The sequence below is a fragment of the Vibrio penaeicida genome, from assembly GCF_002933855.1.
Lineage (GTDB): Bacteria > Pseudomonadota > Gammaproteobacteria > Enterobacterales > Vibrionaceae > Vibrio > Vibrio penaeicida_A.
The window spans coordinates 56,673-69,036 of the sequence record NZ_BFAQ01000006.1 but is presented as its reverse complement, the minus strand read 5'-3'; the positions used below and the strand labels follow the sequence as shown (position 1 = coordinate 69,036).

Genomic DNA, 12,364 nt, shown 5'->3' with positions numbered 1-12,364 from the left:
TCGCATAATTAAACAAAAAGACGGACTTAACGATCATGGACAAGGTTGCAACACCACAATTTAAGATAGATACGCGTGTCAGGCGATTGGCACCTCATATGGGCTTAGAAGTTGAAGGGCTGAAATTAGCAGAGCTAGACGAAGACGGGCTTATCTTTGTTAAAAGGCTAATGCTAGAAAACAAATTATTGGTTTTTAGGGATCAATTTATTTCAGCTGAAGATTTGATGGCATTTTCAGACAAGTTAGGTGAAGTACAGAAGTACCCATTCTCAAGTGGAATTGAGGGGCACCCAAACATTGTCGAAATACGAAAAGAACCTCATCAGCAAGAAAACTTTAGTGGGATGTGGCATGTGGATTCCACTTACTTGGAGAGCCCACCCGATTTTACCATTTTAACAGCTCGTGCCACACCTGATGTGGGCGGCGATACGGTTTTCTCTGACAGTCAAACGGCTTTCAGCCGATTGTCGAGTGGTATGAAAGAGTTTTTGTTGAACAATGATGCTGTGTACATTTCGAATAAGCACCAGTCAGCAAAACAAAAAACACCACATCTAACCAATTTTAGTGAGATTGCAACAGCGAACGCATCGTTTGAAGCAACCCACCCAGCAGCGAAAATTAACGAAGATACAGGCAATCCCTCTATATACGTTAATAAGGAGCACACACACAAATTTGCCAACATGACAGTAGAAGAAAGTACCCCAATTCTAGAGTACCTCTACGAATATGTTGCAAGACCCGAGTTCACCACCCGCATTAAGTGGGAAAATGGCACGGTTGTTATGTGGGACAACCGGTCGGTGCAACACCATGCGGTAAACGATTACTACGGCTCATTACGTGTAATGCACCGAGTAATTGTGAATCGCAGAACGTCCTAAATCCATGTTTTACCGAGCCTTGGTCAATGGTACAGGGCTCGGCTTTTTTTTGCCCTGTACGGAGTTTTGACAAATGGAGCTGTCGCTTTTTAGTGTATCTGAAAGTGTTTTAATTTGGCTGTTTTGCGCCGCATTGATTGCTGGCATCGTGGATGCGATTGCTGGTGGTGGTGGGCTGATAACAGTGCCAAGTATGATGCTAGCAGGTATACCACCACTGGTTGTATTAGGAACAAATAGGTTACAGGCAGTGATAGGTGAAACCACAGCGTTAATTACCTATTGGCTGAATAAAGAGATAAAACTTAAAGGATTTGGATTTGGCATTTTAACCACGGCAATAGGGGCGGTTTTAGGCTCTTATTCGGTGAGTTTGTTTTCAAAAGAAGTACTGCAACTTCTTCTGCCAGTTCTGATGGTGTGCATTACATTTTACTCGATTTTATCGAAAAGAATTAAAAACAACGTAGCGTCTGAAGCCAAGATTTCCAATCGTCGATTCATGTTGATTTGTGGATTAGCGATTGGGTTTTATAACGGTTTTTTTGGTCCAGGTACTGGTTCGATCTGGATGGTGGCTTTCGTGATCCTTTTAGGTGTCACGATCAAGCAAGCAACCATCGCTACAAAACCGCTGAACCTCATGGGTAACTTGGTCTCTTTGTTGTTTTTTATAGGGCTAGGTTCCGTGGACTACACACTGGGGCTTGTCATGGGCGCTGGACAAATTTTAGGTTCAGTCGTCGGAAGCAAAATCGTAATCCATAACGGCGATAAAGTGGTTCGTCCAGTTTTTATCACCGTTACATTACTCATGACAGTCAAATTGATTGTCGACAGTGACCATCACATGTTCGTATCTGAAACGATGGCACTGATATCCAAGCTATAGGCTTGAAACGCAGGGAAACATCACGTATTCGTGAAGCCGGTATGAGGGTGCTGGCGTTTCCTGAGGCATAACGCCAAGGATGTAATAAAGGGGGAAAGGGTATGAACGTAAACGTTGATTCAACCATACTCATCGCGCAGCGATTTGGACGCGTAAGCTCTCGTGCAATGTTTGGAGGCACAGGGATTTTTTGTAACGATGTCATTTTCGCGGTGGCCCGTGATGAACATGTTTTTCTAAGGGCAGGAGACCAACTCAAAGACCAATTGGTTGAAATGGGTTGTGGCGAATGCCAACCAGAGCCACAAATGAAGGGTGATTTTAAAATCGCCGCCCACTATTTTTCATTATTTTCTGAACTTGATGACTTCACATTCGTCGAGGCGGTCCATTTGTCTATCGAAGCCGCCAACCGTGATCATCGAGCAAACCAACCTCTGCGGTTGTTACCAAATGTTCGTCGTCTGCACCTTAAGTTGTTCCGCAGAATTGGAATTGGCTCTATGACAGAACTTCAACAAGATTCTACCGCAGATATCGTGAGCAAAATCGTAAAGCTCGGGCTTGATTTGGATGTGTCGCCTAAGTTGCTTTACGAAATTGAAGGGGCGAGAACGGGTCAACATTGGACCGTTCTACCCGAAGAAGAAAAGCGCAGGTTAGATGCCGATTATCAAATGATCGTAGGCAAGCAAGCATCTTAACTGAGACTTTTCAATGCATCGTATGATGTAGTGCTGAGTGAGCGATAGTCATTGTGCCTATTGCTATGGCAGCACGTAATAATCTACTCGTTTGGCAGATCTTCGGATCTGCTTTTTTTATTTTTACAAATAGGTATGACGTAAAAACCGCAGGCTATACTGAATCTGTAGGAATCAGTGGAAATCATGATGTGCGGCCGGCTTAATGTTATGGACGATCCATTTGCTCAGCAAGTGTGTGAGCAGCTTGGTATTCGATTTTTGACACAACCCAACTCAGATGTCAGACCAACAGACACGCTTGCTTCGGTAGGCGCAGCCCCAATCGGTTTGCAGCAGTACGACCTTAGCTGGGGCATCAAGCCTCATTGGGCTAAAAAAGTCATCATCAATGCACAAGCAGAAACGGTCGCTTCCAAGCCAACGTTCCGGAGTGCTTATGAATCGTCACGCGTGGTAGTACCGTGTAGTGGTTGGTATGAATGGGTATCACGTGAAGGCTCAAAACAAAAATACCTTTTCGAGCCACCAAAAGATGAACCACTATATATGGCAGCGATTGGGTTAGAGTCTATGAATAGCGTAGTAACTTTGACGACTAAACCCGATAAAGCTTATGAACCTTATCACCATCGAATGCCGCTTCTCATTCCGCCTAATGAAGTTGATCGGTGGCTATGTGCGTCTTCAGATGATGTCTTAGATTTACTTGAACATTCAGGTGACTTGCTTTTGAAAGTCACAAAGTGTTGATTAATCCCTGCTAATTTTTGCTAAGTAACCTGAACTCGGGATAAGAGGTTAAGTAGCCCACTAGCCTTTAATCACATTGCAGCATCCGCTGTAGGCTTCCTGACCGTGTACAAGGAGTATGGTTTCGTATTGATATACTTTATCGCTCATGTCATCAGAGCAGGTGTGAGTTTCGGCTAACGCTATGACAATCTGTTGGTGAAACTGGTTGTCTTCTGCTGTGATGACCCATTTATTGGTGTGATTTTCGGTCTCTATTGATTGTGTAACGTTGACCGAGAATTCGTCGGTAGAGGGCAATTCGAACGATGCTTTTTTCGGCGTGACTTCGAGATACCAGTCGGGTTCGCTGCCTGCGCAATTCAATACGTCACTGGGAATAGACAGCTCGTCAGCCACAACATGAACATTAAACATCATCAGGCTTAAAAGAAGTGCTCGCATCACCTTTTCCTTCTCAAGTTCTATAAAATCGATAGTAAGCTCGACTCTATATTGAAAATCTCTTTATATGCAACCTGATGATTCTGGTGTGCGAGCTAGGTAATGAAAAAGGATTGATAAAGCTTAGGGGTGATCGCCAAACGTTTTTTAAAATGACGTTGAAAATGCGCCTGATCAGAAAATCCGGTTTCAGAGGCGGTATCGGCTAAAGATACCCCACGTTTAAGTAAAGATTTTGCTTTGATGATCCGTTGGTCCAATTGGTACGCGTGAGGAGAAACGCCATACCGCCGATTGAATGCTCTAATCAATTGATAGCGGCTCATGTCCACTTCGTTTGCAAGCTTATCCAGTGCGACATTGACTTCCAATTGATCGCTCAGCATCTCTGCTGCTCGATTCAATTTTGATTCTGTTTTTAAGGGCTTATTCAGGCTTTGGCTAACAGGATGCTCAAAGATACTTGCCAAATATTCAACCATCAGTGTTTCCGTCACCAATGCGTTTTTCTCTAGCAAAAGGGATTGATAAAGTTGATGAAATAGCCAATACAAATCAGAGCGTTGTTCGTATTGGTGGAAGAAAGGTTGGTAATCCACACCGCTTTTTTTGGTCCACTCTTGCTGTAGCTTGCCAATCCATTGGGTATCGACAAATAGCATTCGATAAGACCACTGCGTTTTGTCAGGGTTGCAAGAATGCATGTCTCCAGGGTTAATGGTAACGGTGTGACCTTGGTGCACCTGATGGGTGTGATTCAGGTTGCGATAGCTTGCGCATCCACCATCGATTACACCAAAAGAAAACTCATCGTGGGAGTGAGCTTGATAGCATGCGAATGAATCAGACGCTGTGCGCATTTCGACAAATGGTAGGCTTTGAGATTGGGTCAAAAATACTGAATCATCTTGCTTCATGTTTTAACTCCACCACATCCCTATCACCGTTGCCGTTAATAGCATACCCATTGTCCAATTGAATACTCTTTGACGCTGAGCGCTATTGAGCCACTGACCGATTGCTTGCCCAAAACATGCCCAAATACCGACACCAAAAAGGCAAACTACTAAAGAGATAGTGACGAATAGCTGTAAATGCAAGTCTTCGGTACTGCTACCTGCAACAAACAAAGACACGCCAGACGAGGCGTAAAGCCATGCTTTAGGGTTCAGTACTTGAGTTAATGCACCCTTACCAAACCCCGGCGCATGCTGTCCAATATCCGTTGCCTTCAGTGGTTCAGGGGAAGCGGTAGCGATTTTATATGCTAAATAGATCAAGAAAGCCGACCCGACCAATTTAAGGTAGAAAGTAAATGCAGGCAGAGTGATTAACAATGAACCAATCGTTAGCCCACTGAGTAATACAACAATCGCGTAAGAAACAGATGCGCCAACAACATAAACTGAAGCTTTGCGCAGGCCGTATTGAGCGCCAGATGCCGCGGCAATAATATTCACCGGACCCGGTGTCGCCGCGCCAGCAAACGCAAAGACAACCATAGACAAGATTAAAGACTCCATTCTGTATTTCCTCGATTAGCGTGGAAAGACAAACGTATCGAGAATAATGAATGAAGTATTGAACGAAATTGCGGGGCACATCTAATAGAACCTTCGCGTAGAAGTTTCATTTTGAAAGGGAAACGTCTAGATTTTTTCGTTCATGTTTTGTTTTTAATAGAGTATATGGACACGGTTAAATGAAAATCGAACCAACCGTCGGTGATATAGAGGCTGTAGAAATGACGGATGCCAATCCAGAACAAATTCGACAGGGAAAGCGGGGAAAGGATATGGAAGAAACGCGCATTCTAGCGAGTCCCGGTAGGCGATACGTTGGGCAAATAATTGATGGTGCGATTTCTTGGGCGATTTTTCTCACAGGAATGGCCTTAATGGATTACCTACAGGTCGGAAGTGACGTTGAAGTACTGACTTCTATTGCCGCTGCCGCTACCTATTTTGTGTTCTCAGACGCCCTGCCACGGGGCAAAAGCATCGGGAAACTGGTATTGGGTATGTCGACGATCAACAAATCTACGGGTAAAAGCTGTACTTTGTGGCGCGCATTTCTACGCAATATTTTATCGCCAATTATTGGCACTATCGATGCTCTCTTTATATTGGGTAAGGGCAGGCAAAGAATAGGGGATAAATTAGCGAATACGATTGTAGTGTTAGACCAATAAAGTTTTTGTAATCAACGAGTTGTTTGCATACACTCTGAACACGACAATGTCGGAATAATTGGCTTAATTAAAGAACGGATTTTTATATGGATATAATTAAAGCAAGTGCAGAAAATGTCGCTATGGTAGCGGACCTATTTAACCAATATCGAGTCTTCTATGGTCACGAAAGTGATATCGGTATTGCGACAACGTTTATCCAAGAGAGGCTCGAAAACAGTGAATCCGTGGTCTTTCTTGCGTTGAATGAGCAAGGTGAAGGTATCGGTTTTACCCAGCTTTACCCGACTTTTTCATCGGTTTCTGCGCAGCGCTCTTGGATTTTAAATGATCTGTTTGTTACAGGGGATGCGAGAGGTCAAGGCGCAGGAAAAGCGCTCATGAATGCTGCGAAAGAGCTAGCAATCAACACCAATGCTAAAGGTCTCGCCCTTGAAACCGCACATGATAACCTCACAGCGCAGAAGCTGTATGAATCTTTAGGGTATGAACGAGACAATGCCTACTACAGTTACTTTTTGAGTGTATAAAATTCAGAGATATTAAAAAGTTAAGAGACATTATCTCAGCGACCTGATACGTTAAGTTCATGCGTAAAACTCTCTATCTAATCCCCGGCACGATGTGCAATGAAAAACTATGGTCTGAGTTATCGAGCTACCTAGTCGATGACTTTGACCTAGTTCATTTGCCAATTCCCAATGGCAAAAGCTTCGATGAAATTGCCGAGTATTATCGTGAAACCTTAAAAGGCGACGAACTTAACCTCATCGGTTTTTCATTGGGTGGCTACAGTGCCGGGCATTTCACCTATCAATACCCAGACCGCGTTTCCAACCTTATTGTAATATCGAACGGTTTAACCGAATTGCCATCCGCTGAGGTAAAACAAAGAAACCATGTACTTCAGTACGTTAAAGCAAAAGGGTATTCAGGTATTAGCCGCACGAAAGTCGCCGCTCTATTGGATGAAAGTAAGCGGACTGATTCGCTTATCGAGCAAATACAGGAAATGGATCGCGAGTCAGGTATCGACACCTTTTTAAGTCAATACCACCATACGACTCATCGGAAAGATTTGTATCAAGAACTTGCTTGTGCGCCCTGCAATACGTTCATTTTTTGCAGCGAGAAAGACAAACTGGTCGACTTAAGCTGGTATAACGAAGCGACGTTTCTGGAGTCGAGTATTTCAGTCACCAGAATCTCAGGAAGTGGGCATATGCTGCCTTTAGAAAATCCCAAAGATCTGGCAACGTATATCAAGCGTTGCCTAGCCTGAAAACTAAGTGATGTCTGCTAACCCCAAAAGCTTTAGGTGACCGAGTATCGATCTTTAATATCCTATTATCGCTCACGATGGTTGAATACGAGCAAGTTGCTTGCCCTTTCCTTGCTGCTTTGGGAGTAAATCGATATGTCTACCTTTCAGCGCCATCATATTCCTTTTGTCTACTTTCTTACTATTTCGCTATTTTGGGCGATGTTTTACCAATCTACGGCGATCCACTCATCGATAGATAAGTTGTTCAATATTGCTGGCAACAAACCGGAGTGGTTTTTGTTGCTCGATGGCATTATCGTGTTGCCGATTCTCTGTTTTATGTGCATCAAAGATAAAAAAGAAGCGGGAATCAAAGCAGCTGTGTATGTTGGCGTAATCGTTGTTTTGGGTAGCTTTATTATTCCCGAAGACTCAAAAGTTTTATGGTCGCACCTTGAATTTGCTCGTTACTTGATTGCTCCGTTACTGCTTGCGGTAGAGGTTTTCGCAATGTTGATGGTTATTCTTACCATCAAATCGTTACTTATGAAGAATTCCGACCCCGATGAAGCAATATCAACCTCCGTCGAGGGGGTATTTGGGCACGGCATATTCAGTAAATGGGTATGTTTCGAAATTCGCGTGTGGTCATACGCATTATTCTCTAGCAAAATGAAAACGGAGGATTTCCAAGGTAATTCACATTTTCATGGGCACCTGAAAGATGGTACAAAAAGTAACCTTCTTGGGTTTATTTTCATCATTTTATTTGAAGTCCCGATTACCCACGTTCTTGTGCACTTCTGGATATCTCCTTTTGCCGCTAATACTTTGACCTTACTGACATTGCTTGGTATGCACTTTTTCATTGCGGAATACAAAGCACTATCTATACGCCCTATTTCTTTAGGCAAAAATCAGATTTTTATTCGCTACGGAGTATGGCATCCGAGAGCGATTCAATACGCTGACATCTGTGAGGTTAATGTATGGAACCAAGCTGTAAAGCGCTCTAAAGAAGTGAAGGTTTATAACGTAATGGGTGTTCCTAACGTAGAATTTAAACTGAAGTCGGGCGAGCGTGTTTATTTAGGGATGAATGAACCTAGCAGCTTTATCAAAGAAGTTAATTTTGCGGTATCATGTTTTCATAATAATCAATAAAACGAGAGATTGCGATGAATGCGTTGGAGCACAAATTTAAGCGTTGGAAACAAAAACGAGAAGCCGGAAAAATCCGATACATTTTCAATTGGACCATTTTCTCAGGTTTCATTGCCTTACTGGCAGCGTACTCGATACCAGCATTATCGAAGCACGATGTTTCGGCCTTAGTGAGTTTGTCGCAAGCGGCTGGCATTGGCTTAGGTGGCGGCTTTGTTTTCGGTGCTCTGAGTTGGTTTATCAATGAAACTTGGTACCAAAACGAGCTGAAAAAACGAGAAGAAGACGAAAACAATTGAAGGTAGAGTAAGGCTAATCTTCTAGAGGAGAATGTCCGGATTTGAAAGTTCATAGAGCTGCCTCAGATATCAATGTTAGGTCTGTTCGAGAGTCAGATACGACTTCTCTTTTTAAAAATTACTTGGGAAGGGAAGAAACAACCCAATACCTTGCTCGAAAAGCGTTTGCTAATGAAGATGAGGCGTCAGTGGCTATCAAAAAATGGTCCCAATCCAACCTGAAAACCTCTTCAAAAATTAAAGTATCTGTTGCGGAATGTAATCAAACGTCCGAAGTGATAGGTATGCTTGTCTTTATCTTTAACGGTACACATGCTGAAATTCATTTTGGTATTTCGCCTGATCATCAAAATAGAGGTCTGGCGACTCAATTATGCTTGGTTGGAATCGAAATACTAAAAGGAAGCGGTATTAGCGAGATTCGAACTCACCCATATGTAAATCACGTTGCGAGTATCCGAGTCTTAGAAAAATGTGGCTTCGTTAAATCAGGTGTTTTGAGTGAACACATCGTGTTCCCTGCTATGGGGAAAGTGTATCAGGATTGCGCAGATATGAGGTTACACCTCAAGGGGAGTATACCTAACGCATTTTCAAATGATTGAACTGAGGACACAACATAAAAAGAGGCGTGGAAGGAAAGTGGAAGCACCACGCCTAAAGGTTTGGATCGGATGACTCATGTGGACTACGGCATCATATCGTCTAGTTTGCAGAGCATTTTTCTTCGTCGCAGTTCAAGTCTTTGTTTTTATCTCCAGACAATGATTGACCAACTTCTGAATACTGTTCATGCAGTAATGAGGTAATCATTTTCCCAACCATCATATCTTCAATGATCCCATGATGCGTAAATCGGATCTGACCCGATTTATCGATCAACACCAATGTCGGCGTGCCGGGTAATCCGTACTCTGCCATTGTGATCGGGATATCACCGCCAGAAGGCGCATCAATTCCGATCGGAAACGTTAACCGATATTCGTGGACAAAAGCTTTTAGCGACTCTAGCTGCATACCTTGATGATGCTCAAATACGGTATGTAACCCAATCACTTGTACATCATCATCTTTAAAAAACTGATGGATTTTAGAAGCCTGAGGCAAGCCGTGGCTGACACATCCAGGGCAAAGCATCTGGAATGTATGCAGGACAACCACTTTGCCTCGTAAATCTCTTAACTCAATCGGGATATCCGAATTAAGCCAGCCTGCGGTTTTCAGTTCAGGTGCTAGTGGTAATGATTTCATTGTTTTTCCTTATTTAGGTTACTTGGGTATAACGATGCCCGGCAGGCTTAAATCACCAGAGGCGACATCAAACACATCAACAATGCAAAGAAGCGGTGAATGCGCGCTTGCATTGACTCGCAAGCCGGAAGTAACCCCATCAAATTTGGCCAATTTGACGGCATCGATATCATCGAATTGAACCTGCACGTTCAGCGTATTACCGTCAAAGTTAGGGGTGTAATCGGGGCTATCAATCAGTAACGGCAAGCCTGGCCATGTGTCTGGTACCTTGGGCTTACTTCCCTCTGGAATATCAACGACTCCGAGAGCCCCAGGTCCACATTGTTCATTAGGCTGCAACACCACCCAGTGACTGTGCCAAACGTCCCCGTCGTTTGCTTTGTCGCCATCGCCGTTTTCATCGTAAAGCGGGGTATCGTCAAAATCGGGGTGGGATGTAACCGCGAAAGCCAAAATTCCTGCATCATCTTCAAACCCGATTTGCCCACTGTTCATGGTGGTCGGCCAAACGTAAGAAAAAACGTCGCTCCCTGCTAGCTTTCCTGTTGGGGTTGGTTTAACGCTCCCCGCTTTGTCGGATACGGCAATATGAAATGTTGCCGTGTTGCCCTCGGTCGTGATTTTGGTGTGAATAATGTCAAATGCAGAGAGTACGGAATCACTGGTACCCGATTGGATCCCACCCGTATGTTTTGAATGGGCAATCGTATGGGCGGAGGTGACCAGTAATGCGGATGCAACCAATAGCGATGATGTCTTTTTAGCTAAGTTTAATTTGCTCATAACGTTTCCTTTGTGTAGCTACCTTTGGCGTAGGTTTTTTGGGTTATAGATTATTAGGTTTTATATTGGTATCGACTCGATACCAATAGATCTAACAGTAAATAAATAAACTTGTCAATAAGGTTTTGAGTCGATACTATTTAGGTATGAATACTTATCTTGTTCATCAGTTGCTTGATCGAATCGGCAACCTCGTTAGAAATGAAACCCGTGCTGGTTTAACCGAGCATGGGTTGCAGCCCGTCCAGCTAGATGCGCTCCACTATTTGACTATTTGTAATCGATTTTCCGATACACCCAAAGCGGTGACGGAGTATTTAGGCTTGACGAAAGGAACCGTATCTCAAAGCCTTAAAGTATTGGAAAACAAAGGTTATATAGAGAAACTGGCCGACGCAGATGACAAAAGAGTTACGCATTTAGTGGTATCCCAAAAAGGGCGAGATCTGGTTGATGGTTGTTTTCCTTCCCAAGCCCTAACGCGTGCATTGGCGACCGATGGCGATTCGGTTTCAGATTTGCGCCCAGACCTCTTACAGGAGCAACTGCAATTGCTCCTGTCGTCGATTCAAAAGCAGAACCACTTTCGCACATTTGGCGTTTGCGCTAGCTGTACCCATAACCACCCCCTTTCTGATGGCTCTCATCTCTGTGGACTTACCCAGGCTCCATTAAGCAAAGTGGACATTAATTTGATCTGCATTGAGCACTGTGCTTAAACCTGATTTCACCTGAAAATATGGCGTTCACGACGCTCGTCGCACTTAGTCAAATGAACTCTACATCTTGAGGACGTTTGGATTTAAATATGTGATATGTTTCATTTGAATTCACTATCGGTAGAAGTGACTTGGGTATAAATTTAGGCGAGGTGACATAGTGCAAAAGTTTTTCATTGTTTTGGCAGCGGCAGGTTTGCTTTCAGGCTGTGTATTTATGACGCCAACAGAGGCTGAGCCCACCTTTCTGAAAAACAGCCAACGCTTTGAAGTGAAGGGGCGAGAAGGGTGGATGCCAGGAAAGAACATTCATTTTGGTGAATACTCCAGTGACGTCAGTAAAGGCAAAATTACGGGCCAGAGAGACGTGTATTTTAGCGGCCCGTATTTGGAAGAAGATGATTCTCGCACGGTCAGCATTAAGCAATTTGGTCCAAACAATACATCGGCATCATTGGAGTACAAGCAATACTGTATTGTGAAGGGGTATCGTCCGCCCTACGATGAAAAACCTGAATATCAAAGCATCAAGGTCACTCACGATCCCAATATCGGCGTATTAACATTCAATAATAAACAATGGATGTTGAATGCCATGAAGCTGACAGATGATTCTGGAAATACATTTAGCATTTCATCAGGCGCGATATCATTGAACAGTAAAATATTCTCGGAATACACCTTAGGGCATTGGACTGGCGGTTTGAACAACGCAGACTACATTTGGCTAGAAGAGACAGCCACGAAAGAGACAAAAATGATCGCTGCAACCTTGATGACCTATCTCTCCACTGTGGAGCCACTGCCTTGTGAAATGCGACTTAAACCGGACAACGGCGAATGAATCTAGCACTGTTTGATTTTGATGGCACCATCACCAGCGAAGACACCTATATACTCAAGCTACCTCAAGATGCTAGGTTCAGCGAGAATTGCTTGATTTTCAGGTAAGGCAGCGATTTGAAGATCTAGTGGTTCTAAATCAAGAATCGGTAACACAGCAT

General features: G+C 43.6%; 17 protein-coding genes. 12 read left to right on the top strand and 5 right to left on the bottom strand.

Translation table 11 applies throughout. The features are described from left to right. The first annotated feature begins 35 nt into the window (after window positions 1–35). The 4 genes from VPNCDNU1_RS01395 (at window position 36) to VPNCDNU1_RS01380 (ending at window position 3,242) form a co-directional block, all read left to right on the top strand. Window positions 36–893 (top strand): TauD/TfdA dioxygenase family protein, encoded by an 858-nt coding sequence (locus VPNCDNU1_RS01395; RefSeq protein WP_104398692.1) that lies wholly within the window; start codon window positions 36–38, stop codon window positions 891–893. Between the two features lie 73 nt (window positions 894–966). Further along, entirely contained in the window at window positions 967–1,785 is an 819-nt protein-coding gene (locus VPNCDNU1_RS01390) for a TSUP family transporter (protein WP_104398691.1), read from the top strand. A gap of 101 nt (window positions 1,786–1,886) precedes the next feature. Next, window positions 1,887–2,489, top strand: coding sequence for a TfoX/Sxy family protein (locus VPNCDNU1_RS01385; protein ID WP_104398690.1), 603 nt, complete (start codon window positions 1,887–1,889; stop codon window positions 2,487–2,489). Between the two features lie 186 nt (window positions 2,490–2,675). Then, a complete protein-coding gene (locus tag VPNCDNU1_RS01380; RefSeq protein ID WP_237324055.1) occupies window positions 2,676–3,242 on the top strand; it encodes an SOS response-associated peptidase in 567 nt (188 codons plus the stop codon). Window positions 3,243–3,302: 60 nt separating this feature from the next. On the opposite strand, the gene VPNCDNU1_RS01375 is transcribed toward VPNCDNU1_RS01380, so the two are convergent. The 3 genes from VPNCDNU1_RS01375 to VPNCDNU1_RS01365 all read right to left on the bottom strand — a co-directional run bounded on the left by VPNCDNU1_RS01375 (window position 3,303) and on the right by VPNCDNU1_RS01365 (window position 5,209). Next, on the bottom strand, window positions 3,303–3,686 hold the full coding sequence (locus VPNCDNU1_RS01375; RefSeq protein ID WP_104398689.1) for a hypothetical protein: 384 nt from the start codon (window positions 3,684–3,686) through the stop codon (window positions 3,303–3,305). A 95-nt stretch (window positions 3,687–3,781) separates the two neighbouring features. Next, window positions 3,782–4,603 (bottom strand): helix-turn-helix domain-containing protein, encoded by an 822-nt coding sequence (locus tag VPNCDNU1_RS01370; protein WP_104398688.1) that lies wholly within the window; start codon window positions 4,601–4,603, stop codon window positions 3,782–3,784. Window positions 4,604–4,606: 3 nt separating this feature from the next. After that, on the bottom strand, window positions 4,607–5,209 hold the full coding sequence (locus VPNCDNU1_RS01365) for a LysE family translocator (RefSeq protein WP_104398687.1): 603 nt from the start codon (window positions 5,207–5,209) through the stop codon (window positions 4,607–4,609). Window positions 5,210–5,388: 179 nt separating this feature from the next. Between VPNCDNU1_RS01365 and VPNCDNU1_RS01360 the strand changes: the two genes are divergently transcribed. The 6 genes from VPNCDNU1_RS01360 to VPNCDNU1_RS01335 all read left to right on the top strand — a co-directional run bounded on the left by VPNCDNU1_RS01360 (window position 5,389) and on the right by VPNCDNU1_RS01335 (window position 9,209). Then, a complete protein-coding gene (locus VPNCDNU1_RS01360) occupies window positions 5,389–5,877 on the top strand; it encodes an RDD family protein (RefSeq protein WP_237324051.1) in 489 nt (162 codons plus the stop codon). 86 nt (window positions 5,878–5,963) lie between these two features. Further along, entirely contained in the window at window positions 5,964–6,407 is a 444-nt protein-coding gene (locus VPNCDNU1_RS01355; RefSeq protein ID WP_104398686.1) for a GNAT family N-acetyltransferase, read from the top strand. 59 nt (window positions 6,408–6,466) lie between these two features. Beyond that, window positions 6,467–7,159 carry an alpha/beta fold hydrolase gene (locus tag VPNCDNU1_RS01350; RefSeq protein ID WP_104398685.1) on the top strand — a complete coding sequence of 231 codons (693 nt, stop codon included), beginning with the start codon at window positions 6,467–6,469 and terminating at the stop codon, window positions 7,157–7,159. A 135-nt stretch (window positions 7,160–7,294) separates the two neighbouring features. Then, window positions 7,295–8,305 carry a hypothetical protein gene (locus VPNCDNU1_RS01345; RefSeq protein ID WP_104398684.1) on the top strand — a complete coding sequence of 337 codons (1,011 nt, stop codon included), beginning with the start codon at window positions 7,295–7,297 and terminating at the stop codon, window positions 8,303–8,305. A gap of 14 nt (window positions 8,306–8,319) precedes the next feature. Then, entirely contained in the window at window positions 8,320–8,604 is a 285-nt protein-coding gene (locus VPNCDNU1_RS01340) for a hypothetical protein (RefSeq protein ID WP_104398683.1), read from the top strand. A 41-nt stretch (window positions 8,605–8,645) separates the two neighbouring features. Beyond that, a complete protein-coding gene (locus tag VPNCDNU1_RS01335; RefSeq protein WP_104398682.1) occupies window positions 8,646–9,209 on the top strand; it encodes a GNAT family N-acetyltransferase in 564 nt (187 codons plus the stop codon). A 100-nt stretch (window positions 9,210–9,309) separates the two neighbouring features. Here the strand turns inward: VPNCDNU1_RS01335 and VPNCDNU1_RS01330 are convergent, their stop codons facing one another. Continuing rightward, complete coding sequence (locus VPNCDNU1_RS01330) at window positions 9,310–9,855, bottom strand: redoxin domain-containing protein (protein WP_104398681.1); 546 nt, start codon at window positions 9,853–9,855, stop codon at window positions 9,310–9,312. An 18-nt stretch (window positions 9,856–9,873) separates the two neighbouring features. Continuing rightward, the gene (locus VPNCDNU1_RS01325; RefSeq protein WP_104398680.1) at window positions 9,874–10,641 is read right to left on the bottom strand and encodes a hypothetical protein; all 768 of its coding nucleotides are present in this window, start codon (window positions 10,639–10,641) and stop codon (window positions 9,874–9,876) included. A gap of 146 nt (window positions 10,642–10,787) precedes the next feature. Here VPNCDNU1_RS01325 and VPNCDNU1_RS01320 point away from each other — a divergent pair, with 146 nt between their 5' ends. Continuing rightward, window positions 10,788–11,360: a MarR family winged helix-turn-helix transcriptional regulator gene (locus VPNCDNU1_RS01320; protein ID WP_104398679.1), complete on the top strand. Its 573-nt coding sequence runs from the start codon at window positions 10,788–10,790 to the stop codon at window positions 11,358–11,360. A 160-nt stretch (window positions 11,361–11,520) separates the two neighbouring features. After that, the gene (locus VPNCDNU1_RS01315) at window positions 11,521–12,204 is read left to right on the top strand and encodes a hypothetical protein (RefSeq protein WP_104398678.1); all 684 of its coding nucleotides are present in this window, start codon (window positions 11,521–11,523) and stop codon (window positions 12,202–12,204) included. Window positions 12,205–12,364: the final 160 nt, after the last annotated feature.